Below are 12,244 nucleotides of genomic sequence, written 5' to 3' on the forward strand. Positions count from 1 at the left end.
CGGCCCCGTGCGGAGCGGTCGGCCTCACGTCAGCGGGCTCGTCTCTTCAGCTTCCGGCGTTCACGCTCGGAGAGCCCGCCCCAGATGCCGAAGCGTTCGTCATTTGCCAGGGCGTAGTCGAGGCATTCCTGCTTCACGTTGCAGGCGCCGCAGACTTTCTTGGCATCGCGGGTGGATCCGCCCTTCTCCGGGAAGAATGCCTCCGGGTCGGTTTGGGCGCAGAGTGCATCGACCTGCCAGGCAAGCTCTCCCTCAACCTGTTCGGCGGGCAACAATGCCGGACCCACCTGCCAGATGGACGCTGCGGTGTCCTCAGCGCCGGGGCTGAGCTGAGTGCGGCGGGAAGGCGCCTCACTCAGTGCAGTCACCGTGCTGTGCGATTCGGCTGCTGCGGCCTCAGCCGAGGCGAGGAAGGCCGTGGCTTGGTCTTCCAGTGCGGCACCGTGCTCGAGGCGATCCCCCGCTGACGGGTCTGCGGGATCCACGAACCAGTCTGGTGGTACGTCGAGTCCACTTCTGCGGACGGCTCTGCGGTCCTGCTCGGGGCCGATTTCACTCAGCCGCTGCGGCTTCCCCATGTTGTGGGCCTCCCCCGGCTCTTCCTTGCATTTGTACACTCGTCACGGTCTTGTCTCGCACCTAATTACACTGGTGTGAGTAAACATTCGTCAAGTGCCCTCGGCGAGTCGCCGCCGGACCCGGTGCGAGCCTCTCCGGCCGGACGCTCGCCGGGGAGCGCACCGAGGAGGAAGCCGACCCATTATGTGCCCCCTGACCCTGGGAGGTTCCTCCCACGCTGCGCCGACGACCTTTGCCGACCTGATGGATTTCTTGGCGGCGCGGCCCCAGCCGGCACTGGTTTTCTATGACGGCAGCGCCGCGGACCCGTCTGCCCGAGTCGAACTTTCCGGACGGGTGCTCGCAAATTGGGCGACCAAGCTGATCGGGCTGCTGACCGACGAGCATGATCTCGATGCTGGGGAGAAGCTGCTCATTGATATGGCACCGCACTGGAAGGCCGCAGCACTGGGCCTGGCAGCCGGTGCCTTGGGTGCCGAGGTGGAGTTCACCGGCACCGAGGCTGCACTCAGCTCCGGTGAGGCTGGTGTGTCTCAATCCGACCTTGCAGTGGTCGCTACAGAGCGTCCCGTGGAGTGGGCGGAAGGCAGCGCCGTGGCCGGGGCGGGACTGGTGGCGGTGTCTCTGGGGATGGTGGATGAGTCGTTCCCCGAGGCCACCGGGCAGAACCTTCCAGCCTGGGTCACTGATCTCTCCGCCGAGGCCCGCCAGCACCCCGATCAGCTGCTGAGTCCGCTGCCGCCCGTGGCGCTGCCGCCGGCACCCCCCAGCAGCACAGACGGTCCGCTGCTGGTGACGCAGTGGGGTCCGGCCAGTTTCGCCCAGATGCTGGGCACCTGGGCCGCTGGGGGCGTCGTCGTGATGTATCGCGGACCTGAGGGCGGACAGGCTTGGGCGCAGATGCTGCGCAATGAGGGCCTCAGCTCGGAGAGTCGCTGACCTGGGGAAGCTGATCGGTATACGGCGGGGCGTGGGCTGCCGCGCGCGCCGTATCACCCTCGTCACTGCCGGTGAAGACCCACAGTTTGTAGGCGACGAACCGAAAGCACATGGCCAGCCCCATCCCGATGATGGAGCCCGAGATGAATGAGGCCAGCTCGGTGCGCAGGCCGAGGAGGTAGAAGCTCACCGCCACGCAGCCAGACATGATGAGCAGCCCAATGACGTTCATCAGCACGAACATGGCAAGCTCCCGGATCCTGGTGCGGGTGCGGTGGCGCCGGAACGTCCAGTAGCGGTTGCCCAGCCAGGCGAAGAGGGTGGCCACGGCCACCGCGATCGCTTTGGCCTTGACGTGGGATTCGTCCATGGGGCCAGTGATCAGCCACAGGAAGATGGTGGAGTCGATGACGAAAGCCACCGCCCCGACGGCGCCGAATTTGGCCAATTCCCGCCACAGCTTCCGGAACAGGCGCACCCCTCTGACCATAAGTGCGCCCATCAGCCGGACACCTGTGCTGTGCGTTTCGGCTGGGTGAGCAGCAGCTGGGCGTCCTCGGCGCTGAAGGTGGCCGCCGAACCCGCGGGGAGATAGAGCGACTCCCCAGCGCACAGCGAGACCGTGCCTGCGCGGAGGACGCCGGCGGTGCACAGAGCAACTGCGGGCCCGGCGACGTGAGTGCGGTACTGCTGCCCGGCGGACGGAAAGGTGATGCAGGTCAGTTCAAACTCCTCTGCTTCTGTGACGTACCGCTCCACCCCGGGCGCCAGCACCTCAGGGGCCACCAGCTGCGGGTCTGCCGGTGATGTGTCGAGGATCTGGAGCAACCCCGGGGTGTTGATGGGTTTAGCGGTCAGCCCGCCGCGGAGAACGTTGTCCGAACAGGCCTGGACCTCCACGGCGGCACCGTGGAGATAACAGTGCAGTGTTCCGGGGGGCACGTAGAGCGCATGCCCCCGTGCCAGGTCAGTCCGGTGCAGCATCAGGGCGACGAAGATGCTGGGATCTCCGGGGAAGTGTGGGGTGATCCGGCGCAGCGTATCTGCCAGGGCAGGCTCCACCGCGGCAGGGTCCCGCATGGCCAGTTCCTCCGCCGCGACGCTGAGCAACCCGGTGGGGTCCTCCAGTGCGGTGCGCACCGCCGCGCCGTAATCGCCACCCAGGATCTCCGCTGACAGGGACTCCACTGCCACCGCAAGGTCGGCCTCGCCGAGGAGGCGCTGGACCTGGGCGAACCGTCCGGCAGCGGCCTCCGGGGTGTCGAATCCTGACAGCGCGGCAAACGGTGTGAGCGCGAAGACAAGTTCCGGTTTGTGGTGGGGATCCCGGTAGGTGCGCTCGGCGGCCGCATCCGGGGTGCGGGCCGACTGCTCTGCGGCGAAGCCGCGGCGGGCGTGCTCTGCGCTAGGGTGCGCCTGAATGGACAGCGGCTTCTCCGCGGCAAGGACCTTCACCATGAAGGGAACATCGGTGAGGACCTCACCGGACTCCAGCCGGGAGGGAGCATCCGGGTGCGAACCCATCCATATCTCGGCCTGCGGGTTTTCCGAGGGGGCCCAGCCGAAGAGGTCGCTGAACGCCGTTCTTGAGCCCCATTCATACTCCCGGATGGGGTTTGTCATTCTGAACACCGCTGAGACTCTATCAGCGGCCTGCTGGGCCCAGCTGGCTGCCGGCGGAGGAAACGCGGCAATGTGGTGGAGATCGCAGTCGGCTCCGGTGTGTCCTGCTGACGCGGGCGGCTCAGCCGGCCGGGCTGCAGTCACCGTTGCCGCTGGCGGCTTCTTCCAGCACACCAATCTCTCCGCGCTGCTGAGCGTCGATGAGGTACAACTCCGTCAGTGGCGAACCGTCGGGCTGGGTGGCCTCCCCGGGCTCAGCCGAGGGCTCTGCATCCGGTTCGTCACCGGCGACCGCCTCGTCGCTGTGCTCAGGGGTCGGGCCGGGGGGCTCGGTCGCGGTTCCAGGTGCTTCTGCGGCCTCGTCGGACTCGGCATCAGGTGCCGGGTCCGGCTGCGGCTGCTCCTCGGCGGCGTCGTCGGCCCCGTTGTCGTCGTCGCCTTGACCTTCGCGGGCGATGAGCTCATCCACCCGGGTGTGGATCTGGTCGAAGTCGGGATAGGTGGAGAAGAGCTCACCGGAGCGTCCGAAGTCAGGGGCGCCGAGTGTCAGCCGCTGCGGCTCATGCTCCTGGGCCTTCGCCGCGAGGTCCAGCAGACTGCCCAGCTGGGACTGCGGCAGGTTGGTGTCCACCAGGTTCTCCCCAGCGGCCATCAGCTCGGTGAAGCGCGTCAGCAGCGTCTGCGGGGAGAACTGACCGATCATCGCCTGCTGGACGCACTGCTGGCGCTGGATGCGGGCGTAGTCGTGACTGAAGGTGCGTGAGCGGGCGAAGGAGAGTGCGTCGTCGCCGTCGAGCTCCAGGGTGCCGGGTTCAAACCACCGGTCGCCCCATTGGTTGGTCTCGGGATGCCGTCCGCGGTAGGGCACCCACCCTTCGGACTCCACGGTGATTCCCCCCATCGCATCGATCAGCTCGGCGAAACCGTCCATGTCCACCATCACATATCCGTGCATGCGCAGATCCAGTGTCCCGGAGGCGGCGTCCATCATGGCCTCCACTCCCGGGTCCTCCGCCTCGGGGTAGAGGTGGCTGTAGGAGTTGTGAACCTCGGTGTAGAGGAAGTTGATGATGCATTCATTGCCGCAGTTGTACCCGTTGGGGTAGACCTCCCGCATGGGCGAGTCCTCGCTGAACCGGGCGTTCTGGAAGTTCCGCGGGATGGAGAAGATGATGGTCTCCGCCGAGGATTGGTTGACCGAGACCACATGGATGGAGTCAGGGCGCAGCCCCTGCCGGCCCTCACCGGCATCGGCGCCGATCAGCAGGAAGTTGTACCGACCTTCCTCGGCAGCCATGGCCGCTCCGTCGCTGAAGATCCCCGCCAGGGCCTGGCGTCCCTCGTTGAGGATGTGACCTGCGTAGGCCAGTCCGCCGGAGGTGAGGACCATCAGCGCCACGGTCACCACCGCCAGGATCGGCTTGAACCCTTTGGGCAGCTGTCCGATCCGGATCAGCCGCAGGGTGTCCAGCCACAGAATGAACCAGCCGATAGCCAGACCGGCCAGCAGTATCGACCCAGCCCACATCACGAACGGCTGGGTCAGAGCACCCAGAAGCACCGAACGCATGGTGAAGTACATGGCCAGGCCCAGCAGTGCGGTGAACCAACAACCGACGGTGACAGCCAGTGCTATACGACCGAGTCCGCGTGAGCCCACTGCGATCTGCGCCCCGCCGGGGACCAGCAGGGTCAGCAGGGTCAGTATGCAAGCTCGTTTGGTGCGTTCCCGTTCGCTGGCGGAGCGAGGGTTGCGCAGTGCGTCGTTGCCGCCCTGGAACTCGTGGTACGTGATGCTCGGTGTGATCACCTCCGGAGCCCACCCCGTGTCCGGAAGGACCCCAGCTGGGCGGCCTCGGTGCGCAGTGCCTCACCCTTGGCATACGCCTGATCGGCCAATTGCGCCTGAAAGGCCTGAAGTTTCTCCCGCAGGTCGGCTGCCTGCTGGTCGGTTCCAGCAGCCAGGGTGCGCACTGCCAGGAGTCCAGCGTTGCGCGCGCCCCCCACCGAGACCGTCGCCACCGGCACCCCTGCGGGCATCTGCACGATGGACAGCAGCGAGTCCAGACCGTCGAAGTGGGCAAGCGGCACCGGCACCCCGATCACCGGCAGCGGAGTGACAGAGGCCAGCATTCCGGGCAGATGGGCGGCCCCGCCTGCTCCGGCGATCAGCACCCGCAAGCCCCGGGCGTGGGCTTCGGCACCGTAGTCGAGCATCTCCGCGGCCATGCGGTGTGCAGAGACGACGTCGGCTTCAAAAGCGATGCCGAATTCGTCGAGTGTTTCGGCGGCGGCCTTCATCACGGGCCAGTCCGAGTTGGACCCCATGACGATGCCGACCTGCGGCGGGCTCTGGTCGGACGCGACGCTCATGCCCCTACCTCTCCCTCGACGAGAATGTGAGCGGTCCCGGCAACGTCCTTGCGGGTGCGGTCCAGACGGGCGCGCCTGGCATCATGGGGCTCATCGCGCTGGTGGGTCTGGGAGAGCATATTGACGTGACCGACCTTGCGCCCCGGTGTGGGCTGTTTGCCGTACAGGTGGATTTTGGAGGCCGGAGACCGGCGCATAGCCGCTGCCAGCGCGGAGTGTAGGTCTTGGTTGGCGCCGCCCAGGATGTTCTTCATCACCACGTAACCGCCGGGACCTCCCGTGACGGCGGTGGCTCCCAGCGGCAAATCCAGGACCGCACGCAGGTGCTGCTCGAACTGGCTGGTGACAGAGCCGTCCATGGTCCAGTGCCCGGAGTTGTGCGGACGCATAGCCAATTCATTGACGTAGACCCCCGGGGGCGTGCCCGCCACACCATCACCCTCGGCAATCTCGAAAAGCTCCACTGCCAGCATGCCGGTTACCCCCAGCCGCTCGGCAATGGTGGTGGCGATGCGTTCGGCCTCTGCCAGGTGAGTCGGTGAGGTCGCCGGTGCCGGTGCGATGACCTCATCGCAGACACCGTGGGTCTGGGTGGACTCGACCACCGGGTAGGCAGCGGTGGCTCCGGAGGGGCGGCGGGCTACCTGGGCGGAGAGTTCCCGAGTGAAGGGGACCTTCTGCTCAGCCAGCAGGCCGGTGTGCTCCCGCTCTGCACGGTCAAACCAGGCGGTGACTGCGGCAGAGTCGGCTGCGGCCGCGTCGTCGAGCACCAGCACGCCCTTGCCGTCATAGCCTCCACGCGGAGTCTTCAACACCAGCGGCCACCCCACGGAGTTGCCGAAGGCCCTCAGCTCCTGCGCGGTGTGCACCTCCGCCCAGCGCGGATTGGGCAGTCCCAGCTCATCCACGGCTCGGCGCATAGCCAACTTGTCCTGGGCGTAGCGCAGCGCCTCCGGGGCCGGATTCAGGGTGGCACCGGAGTCCACCAGCGCACTCAGCACCTCTGCGGGCACATGCTCGTGGTCGAAGGTGATGACATCCAGGCCCTTCGCGAAAGCCAGCACATCCTCAGCGCTGCGGAAGTCTCCCAGGGTGGTTCGAGAGATCACTTGAGCTGCCGAGGCCTCTGCTGAGCCAGCTAGTAGGTGCAGTTCGACGCCGAGTTCGGTGGCCGCCGGAGCCATCATGCGCGCCAGCTGCCCGTCGCCCAGCACTCCGATTCTTGGCACAGAAGTATTCACAGTCCCCCATTATGTGGCACGGGTCGGCGCTGTGCGGCAATCACCACACCGCCTGCGGGATCGCACGCCCGGCGAATATGGAGACTACCCTCCTATATTCAAGCGTGTGGTGTTCAGAACCGATGTGAAGGAGAGGGGTCACATATGGCGCGGTATGTCGTGACTTTCGACACCCCTGATGCAGGCGTCCTTGAGTCGGAGGCTCCCGAGCTGCTTGCCGGCTACGGATTCTCGACTGACACGTATTTCCCGCGTTTGGGCATCGGCGTGGTTGACGGAGAGCGCGACCAGTTGGCGAGCCTCCGCGCACGGTGTGGCGAGCTTCGGCGCCCCATGACTTTCACGCAGGAGCTGACGTATCACGCGATCTCCGGGGGCGAGGCCTCAGTGCGACCCGGTGCGCCGCCGTTCTCAGATACCGCGGATTTGACCTGGGGGCTGCAGGCGGTGGGAATCGACGCTGCCCGGGCGGCCGGGCAATCCGGAGCCGGTGTCCGAGTCGCAGTACTTGACACGGGTCTCGACCGTCATCATCCGGACTTCTCGGCACGGGCAGTGGTGACGCAGTCTTTTGTCCCGGGCGAGGGGCCCTATGATGCACACGGCCATGGTACGCACTGTGCGGGCACGGCCTGCGGTCCGTGGGCACCTTCCTCCGGTCCAGGGTATGGAGTCGCCCCAGAGGCTGAGCTGTACGCGGGAAAGGTCCTGGGTGATGAGGGCAGCGGATCAGACACCACAATCCTCGCCGGTATCGACTGGGCCCTGCAGAACGAGTGCCACATCATCTCCATGTCTCTGGGGGCCGATGTCCGGGAGGTCCACCCGCCGTATGTGGCAGCTGGGCGCCGGGCACTGGAGCAGGGCGCCCTGGTGATCGCCGCGGCCGGAAACAACGCCCAGCGCAGCGCCGGTGATCCAGGATTCGTCGGAGCCCCTGCCAACAGCCCCTACGTGTTGGCCGTGGCGGCAGTGGGGCCGGATCTGCGCACGGCTGACTTCTCTGCACGTTCTTCTCCCCATGACGGTGGTGAGGTGAATGTCGCCGCTCCCGGGGTGGAAGTCCACTCGGCGTGGCCGGAACCAGAGCGGTACCGCAGTATCAGCGGTACTTCTATGGCGGCTCCCCATGTCGCGGGGCTTGCGGCTCTGATCTGCGGGGCTACTGGAGTTCGCGGTCAAGATCTGTGGGATCGTCTGCTGGACCATGTCGCTGCGCTGCCGCAAGAGGATCCGTTGGATGTGGGGGCCGGATTGGCCAAAGCACCGGAGACGCCGAGCTGGTGAAGCCGGAACGGACCAATCGAGCATGACAGAGCAGGAGTGGGTCGTCACTGTCGCCGACGTGTACCTGACACACCTCGACGACGTCATCGCCGACCTGGAATCAGTCGGGTTCCGGCCCAGCGGCGTACTGCGCAGTCTCGGTCAGGTGACCGGATGTACATCTGCGGCGCACGCATCCGCGGACTCAGTCCGCGGTGCTTTGGCGTCTGTTACCGGAGTCACCGCTGTCGATGCGGTGCACCGTTACAGGGCCGCGCCTCCTGATGCTGACATCCAATGAGCGGTGCGGCGCCCCGGCAGGCCGCTTGCCGGGGCCACCCGCGCGGAGGGGGTGAAACCGCTCACCTGGTGTAGGACTGCCATTTGCGACGTTGGTGCTCCGCCTGCACTATCCGTACTGTCCCGGACTTGGCGCGCATCACAATGGACTGGGTGGTCACCCGGTCGCCCTCATAGCGGACTCCGCGCAGCAGGTCACCGTCTGTGATGCCGGTGGCCGCGAAGTAACAGTTGTCCGAACTCACCAGGTCCTGGGTGCTCAGGATCTGGTCGACGTCGTGCCCGGCGTCGAGTGCCCGCTGCTTCTCCTCATCGTCCTTCGGCGCCAGCCGGCCCTGGATGACGCCGCCGACTGCACGGATGGCGCAGGCGGTGACGATCCCCTCGGGTGTGCCCCCGGTTCCCATCAGCACATCCACTCCGGTGCCGGGGCGGGCAGCTGCGATCCCACCGGCCACATCCCCGTCCATGATGAAACGGGTCCGGGCGCCCGCTTCACGAATCTCCTCCACCAGCTTGGAGTGCCGCGGCCTGTCCAGCACGCACACGTTGAGCTGGTCCACGCTCTTGCCGGTGGCCTTGGCAATCAGGTGCAGGTTCTGTTTCACCGGGAGCCGGAGGTCCACCATGTCAGCGGCCTCGGGCCCGGTGACCAGCTTGTCCATGTAGAACACGGCTGAGGGATCGAGCATCGAGCCGCGCTCGGAGACCGCCAGCACTGCCAGCGCATTGTCGTACCCCAAGGCGGTCAGCCGGGTGCCATCAATGGGATCAACTGCGACATCAGCCTCCGGGCCGGCCCCATTGCCCACACGTTCACCGTTGAACAGCATGGGCGCCTCGTCCTTCTCGCCCTCGCCGATGACCACCACACCGTTGAGGTTGACGGTCTCCAGGAGGGAACGCATGGCGTCCACGGCGGCCCCGTCGGCCCCGTTCTTGTCGCCTTTGCCGACCCAAGCACCCCCGGCGATGGCCGCGGCCTCGGTGACCCGCACCAGCTCCAGCGCCAGGTTACGGTCCGGTTCGTCATCTCCCACAGCGAGGCGCGGATTCAGGTGTGAGAAATCGTCCTCCCGCTGGGCGTGTCTCTGTGCGGTCACGGTGGTCCACCTTCCCAAGGCTCTTGATGCGCCCGCCCTCTTTGGCCGGCTGCCCCCAGCATATCGGCTGGGACTTCTGGTGCTAATGAGACAATGGGGGACGTGAATGATGAGCGCCCCGTACAGATCACCCCGGCTCAGGCACAGCGTCTGCGCACCCCGATGATGGGCATGGTCCTCACCATGGTCGTACTCTCAGGCATCTTGGCAGTCTTCTGGTTCATGAATCCTGAGCCGGATGTCACCTACAGCAGGGATGAGGACGTGCACGAGGCCGCCGTCTGGACCGACGGGGTCACCGACTACTCCCCTATCGCCGCAAACGTGCCGGAGGGTTGGACGGCCAACTACGCCCGGTGGGAGACCCGCGCCGAACATGGCGTGGACGTGTGGGAGGTCGGGTACACCACCGATGCGGTCAACTTCTTGGGCTTCGCGCAGTCCGACAACGCCAACCCGTCCTGGGTGAATGCGGAGACCCAGATGGCGCCGGCCACGGGGTCGGTGACGGTGGAGGACCTGCGCTTGGAGGTCCGGGAAGCCGGAGATCGGCGCTACTTTGTGCTGGAGTCGGAGGAGAACACCCTGGACGGCACCACAGTGGTGATCACCACTGACGCCCAGGACACCGAAGTTGAGGCAGGCCTGGAGGCCATCGTGGAGGCCATTGACCGTGAAGTCCCGGAGCACGACGACGCCCAGAACAACGATGACTGAGGGGGCAGCGCAGCAGCCCACGCCGGCAGAGGCCTGGGAGCTTCTCCGCAAGGGCAATGCCCGCTTCGTCAGCGGCGATGTCTGCCACCCCAACCAGAACGCCGCTCGCCGGTCATCGCTGACCGAGTCTCAGCATCCGGTTGCAGCGATCTTCGGATGCTCTGACTCACGGCTGGCTGCCGAGATCATTTTCGACGTCGGCCTCGGGGACGTGTTTGTGGTCCGCACCGCCGGTCAGGTCATCGACGACGCAGTGATGGGCTCCCTGGAATTCAGCGTCGACGTCCTCCACGTGCCGCTGATCGTGGTGCTCGGCCACGATTCCTGCGGGGCGGTGACTGCCGCGTGGCAGGCAGCCGAGAGCGGCACCCTGCCCAGCGGGTACGTGCGCAGCCTCGTTGAACGAATCTTCCCCTCGGTGCTCAGTGCTCAGCGGGCAGGTACCTCCTCAGTGAACGACACGGTCGAGGAGCATGTCCAACAGACCGCACTGCGGATTCTCGACCACTCGCGGGTGCTGCATGAGGCGGTCACTGCCGGCCGCACCGCCGTCATCGGGGTGACCTACCGGCTCGCCGAGGGCCGGGCTGATGTGGTCTCGCGGATGGGGGATCTCTAGACCCGTGGTCTCCTACCTCGGTGGTCTGCTCTCCTCCGGCGAGGCCGCACAGCTGGTGGCGGGGCTGCTGCTGCTTATCGGCGGCATCGTCTTCGGAGTGTGCGGGACCGCGCTGGCATTCATCGATATCCAGCAGCACCGCCTGCCGAACCGGATTGTCTACCCCTGGGCGGCATTCACCGCGGGGCTGTTGGTCCTGGTGACCTTCCTGCTGGGGGACACCGCGAGTTTGGGCCGCGCCGTGGCCGCAGGGCTGGGGTGGGCGGTGCTGTTCTTCGTGGTGCGGCTGCTGCATCCGCCGGCCATCGGCATGGGCGATGTGAAACTGGCGGTGGTGCTGGGGCTGCACACCGGATTCTTCGGCTGGGAGGTTTTCGCCGCGGGTGTGGCACTGACGTTCCTCTTGGGCGGACTCATCTCCGTCTGGCTGCTGCTGTCGCGGCGGGCGAGCTCCACCACCCGCATCGCCTTCGGCCCGTTCCTCATCATCGGCAGCGCGGCTGCCCTGATTCTCAGCTGAACCGCTGCAGAGCGGTCCAAGCGTCGCTCACCATCTGCCGGATATCCCGCTCAGGGAACCATCCTAATTCGAGGGCTGCGCGATCTCCGGAGGCCACGAGTACGGCAGGATCGCCCGCACGGCGGGGAGCCTCCACCACAGGTATGTTGCACCCGGTCACTTCGCGCACCGTGTCGAGGATTTCCCGGACGGATGTCCCAGTACCGGTACCAAGGTTGTAGACCGCGTGCTGGCCGCTGGCCGCAGTATGCAACGCTCGCACGTGAGCATCGGCAAGATCCACGACGTGGATGTAGTCACGAATGGCGGTACCATCCCGGGTCGGATAGTCGGTGCCGAATATCTTTGCTTCCGAGCTTTCACCCAAGGCCACTCGGAGCAGGTTGGGAATAAGATGCGTTTCGGGATCGTGACGTTCTCGGAGAGCGCCGGAGGCTCCGGCCACGTTGAAGTACCGCAGACTCACCGCAGCCAACCCGTGGGCCTGGGCCTCCGCAGTGAGCATATGGTCGATCGCCAGTTTTGACGCACCATAGGGGTTCGTGGGGCAGGGCGGCACGTCCTCGGTGATCTTGTCTACGCCTGGCTCCCCGCAAACGGCGGCAGTGGAGGAAAATACCATGCGGGGCACACCGGCGTCGCGCATAGCGTCGATCAGGCGCAGTGAAGACACAATGTTCCCGTGCCAATACCGTTCCGGATGCTCCACCGATTCCCCCACCAGCGACTTCGCTGCCAGGTGCACCACACCATCGAAACTGGGATCTAACACTTGACCCGCATCGCTGATGTCACCCTCGTGCCATACGGCACCAGGCAGCTGCACGTCTGCATGACCTGTCGAAAGGTTGTCCAGAACCTCGACGCAGTGACCCTTGCGCTGGAGTTGTTGCGTCACCACCGCACCGATGTACCCGGCGCCGCCAGTCACCAGTAGTTTCACGTGATTCACACTACTGCGCCG

At 66.0% G+C, this 12,244-nt stretch carries 14 protein-coding genes; 6 read left to right on the forward strand and 8 right to left on the reverse strand.

The genetic code is table 11. The annotated features are described in order from the left end of the window. Window positions 1-29: 29 nt before the first annotated feature. Window positions 30-578 carry a WhiB family transcriptional regulator gene (locus tag FEF27_RS13775; protein WP_138169986.1) on the reverse strand — a complete coding sequence of 183 codons (549 nt, stop codon included), beginning with the start codon at window positions 576-578 and terminating at the stop codon, window positions 30-32. Window positions 579-762: 184 nt separating this feature from the next. Here FEF27_RS13775 and FEF27_RS06230 point away from each other — a divergent pair, with 184 nt between their 5' ends. After that, on the forward strand, window positions 763-1,518 hold the full coding sequence (locus tag FEF27_RS06230; RefSeq protein ID WP_138169987.1) for a TIGR03089 family protein: 756 nt from the start codon (window positions 763-765) through the stop codon (window positions 1,516-1,518). Here FEF27_RS06230 and FEF27_RS06235 read toward each other — a convergent pair. The 5 genes from FEF27_RS06235 to FEF27_RS06255 all read right to left on the reverse strand — a co-directional run bounded on the left by FEF27_RS06235 (window position 1,499) and on the right by FEF27_RS06255 (window position 6,701). After that, window positions 1,499-2,020 (reverse strand): GtrA family protein, encoded by a 522-nt coding sequence (locus tag FEF27_RS06235; RefSeq protein WP_138169988.1) that lies wholly within the window; start codon window positions 2,018-2,020, stop codon window positions 1,499-1,501. The two genes, FEF27_RS06230 and FEF27_RS06235, sit on opposite strands and share 20 nt — an antisense overlap. Next, window positions 2,020-3,141 carry a mannose-6-phosphate isomerase, class I gene (manA, locus tag FEF27_RS06240; RefSeq protein WP_166429931.1) on the reverse strand — a complete coding sequence of 374 codons (1,122 nt, stop codon included), beginning with the start codon at window positions 3,139-3,141 and terminating at the stop codon, window positions 2,020-2,022. Before manA ends, FEF27_RS06235 begins: the two co-directional genes overlap by 1 nt. A gap of 121 nt (window positions 3,142-3,262) precedes the next feature. Continuing rightward, window positions 3,263-4,951: an LCP family protein gene (locus FEF27_RS06245; RefSeq protein WP_138169990.1), complete on the reverse strand. Its 1,689-nt coding sequence runs from the start codon at window positions 4,949-4,951 to the stop codon at window positions 3,263-3,265. Beyond that, window positions 4,948-5,514, reverse strand: a complete 567-nt coding sequence (gene purE, locus FEF27_RS06250; protein ID WP_138169991.1) for a 5-(carboxyamino)imidazole ribonucleotide mutase — start codon at window positions 5,512-5,514, stop codon at window positions 4,948-4,950. Before purE ends, FEF27_RS06245 begins: the two co-directional genes overlap by 4 nt. After that, entirely contained in the window at window positions 5,511-6,701 is a 1,191-nt protein-coding gene (locus tag FEF27_RS06255; RefSeq protein ID WP_138170079.1) for a 5-(carboxyamino)imidazole ribonucleotide synthase, read from the reverse strand. The genes purE and FEF27_RS06255 overlap by 4 nt, the downstream gene beginning before the upstream one ends. Before the next feature lie 198 nt (window positions 6,702-6,899). Between FEF27_RS06255 and FEF27_RS06260 the strand changes: the two genes are divergently transcribed. Beyond that, complete coding sequence (locus FEF27_RS06260; RefSeq protein ID WP_138169992.1) at window positions 6,900-8,042, forward strand: S8 family serine peptidase; 1,143 nt, start codon at window positions 6,900-6,902, stop codon at window positions 8,040-8,042. A 22-nt stretch (window positions 8,043-8,064) separates the two neighbouring features. After that, the gene (locus FEF27_RS06265) at window positions 8,065-8,322 is read left to right on the forward strand and encodes a hypothetical protein (protein ID WP_138169993.1); all 258 of its coding nucleotides are present in this window, start codon (window positions 8,065-8,067) and stop codon (window positions 8,320-8,322) included. A gap of 61 nt (window positions 8,323-8,383) precedes the next feature. Here the strand turns inward: FEF27_RS06265 and glpX are convergent, their stop codons facing one another. After that, on the reverse strand, window positions 8,384-9,424 hold the full coding sequence (gene glpX / locus FEF27_RS06270) for a class II fructose-bisphosphatase (protein ID WP_138169994.1): 1,041 nt from the start codon (window positions 9,422-9,424) through the stop codon (window positions 8,384-8,386). Window positions 9,425-9,526: 102 nt separating this feature from the next. On the opposite strand from glpX, the gene FEF27_RS06275 reads away from it, so the two are divergent. The 3 genes from FEF27_RS06275 to FEF27_RS06285 are packed head-to-tail and all read left to right on the forward strand — an operon-like array spanning window position 9,527 to window position 11,280. Then, window positions 9,527-10,141, forward strand: a complete 615-nt coding sequence (locus FEF27_RS06275; protein ID WP_166429933.1) for a DUF4245 domain-containing protein — start codon at window positions 9,527-9,529, stop codon at window positions 10,139-10,141. Next, window positions 10,134-10,760 (forward strand): carbonic anhydrase, encoded by a 627-nt coding sequence (locus FEF27_RS06280; protein ID WP_138169996.1) that lies wholly within the window; start codon window positions 10,134-10,136, stop codon window positions 10,758-10,760. The genes FEF27_RS06275 and FEF27_RS06280 overlap by 8 nt, the downstream gene beginning before the upstream one ends. A gap of 4 nt (window positions 10,761-10,764) precedes the next feature. Then, a complete protein-coding gene (locus FEF27_RS06285) occupies window positions 10,765-11,280 on the forward strand; it encodes a prepilin peptidase (RefSeq protein ID WP_166429934.1) in 516 nt (171 codons plus the stop codon). Here the strand turns inward: FEF27_RS06285 and galE are convergent. Then, a complete protein-coding gene (galE, locus tag FEF27_RS06290; RefSeq protein ID WP_138169998.1) occupies window positions 11,273-12,223 on the reverse strand; it encodes a UDP-glucose 4-epimerase GalE in 951 nt (316 codons plus the stop codon). The genes FEF27_RS06285 and galE overlap by 8 nt on opposite strands. Window positions 12,224-12,244: the final 21 nt, after the last annotated feature.

The sequence above is a fragment of the Nesterenkonia sphaerica genome, assembly GCF_005771565.1.
Taxonomy (GTDB): domain Bacteria; phylum Actinomycetota; class Actinomycetes; order Actinomycetales; family Micrococcaceae; genus Nesterenkonia; species Nesterenkonia sphaerica.

Excerpts from the sequence above, each read along its gene's own strand:
- FEF27_RS06255 (WP_138170079.1), bottom strand. The coding sequence starts at position 6,701 with ATGATGGCTCCGGCGGCCACCGAACTCGGCGTCGAACTGCACCTACTA.
- manA (WP_166429931.1), bottom strand. The coding sequence starts at position 3,141 with ATGACAAACCCCATCCGGGAGTATGAATGGGGCTCAAGAACGGCGTTC.
- FEF27_RS06280 (WP_138169996.1), top strand. The coding sequence starts at position 10,134 with ATGACTGAGGGGGCAGCGCAGCAGCCCACGCCGGCAGAGGCCTGGGAG.
- FEF27_RS06235 (WP_138169988.1), bottom strand. The coding sequence starts at position 2,020 with ATGGGCGCACTTATGGTCAGAGGGGTGCGCCTGTTCCGGAAGCTGTGG.
- FEF27_RS06260 (WP_138169992.1), top strand. The coding sequence starts at position 6,900 with ATGGCGCGGTATGTCGTGACTTTCGACACCCCTGATGCAGGCGTCCTT.
- purE (WP_138169991.1), bottom strand. The coding sequence starts at position 5,514 with ATGAGCGTCGCGTCCGACCAGAGCCCGCCGCAGGTCGGCATCGTCATG.
- FEF27_RS13775 (WP_138169986.1), bottom strand. The coding sequence starts at position 578 with ATGGGGAAGCCGCAGCGGCTGAGTGAAATCGGCCCCGAGCAGGACCGC.
- FEF27_RS06230 (WP_138169987.1), top strand. The coding sequence starts at position 763 with ATGTGCCCCCTGACCCTGGGAGGTTCCTCCCACGCTGCGCCGACGACC.
- FEF27_RS06265 (WP_138169993.1), top strand. The coding sequence starts at position 8,065 with ATGACAGAGCAGGAGTGGGTCGTCACTGTCGCCGACGTGTACCTGACA.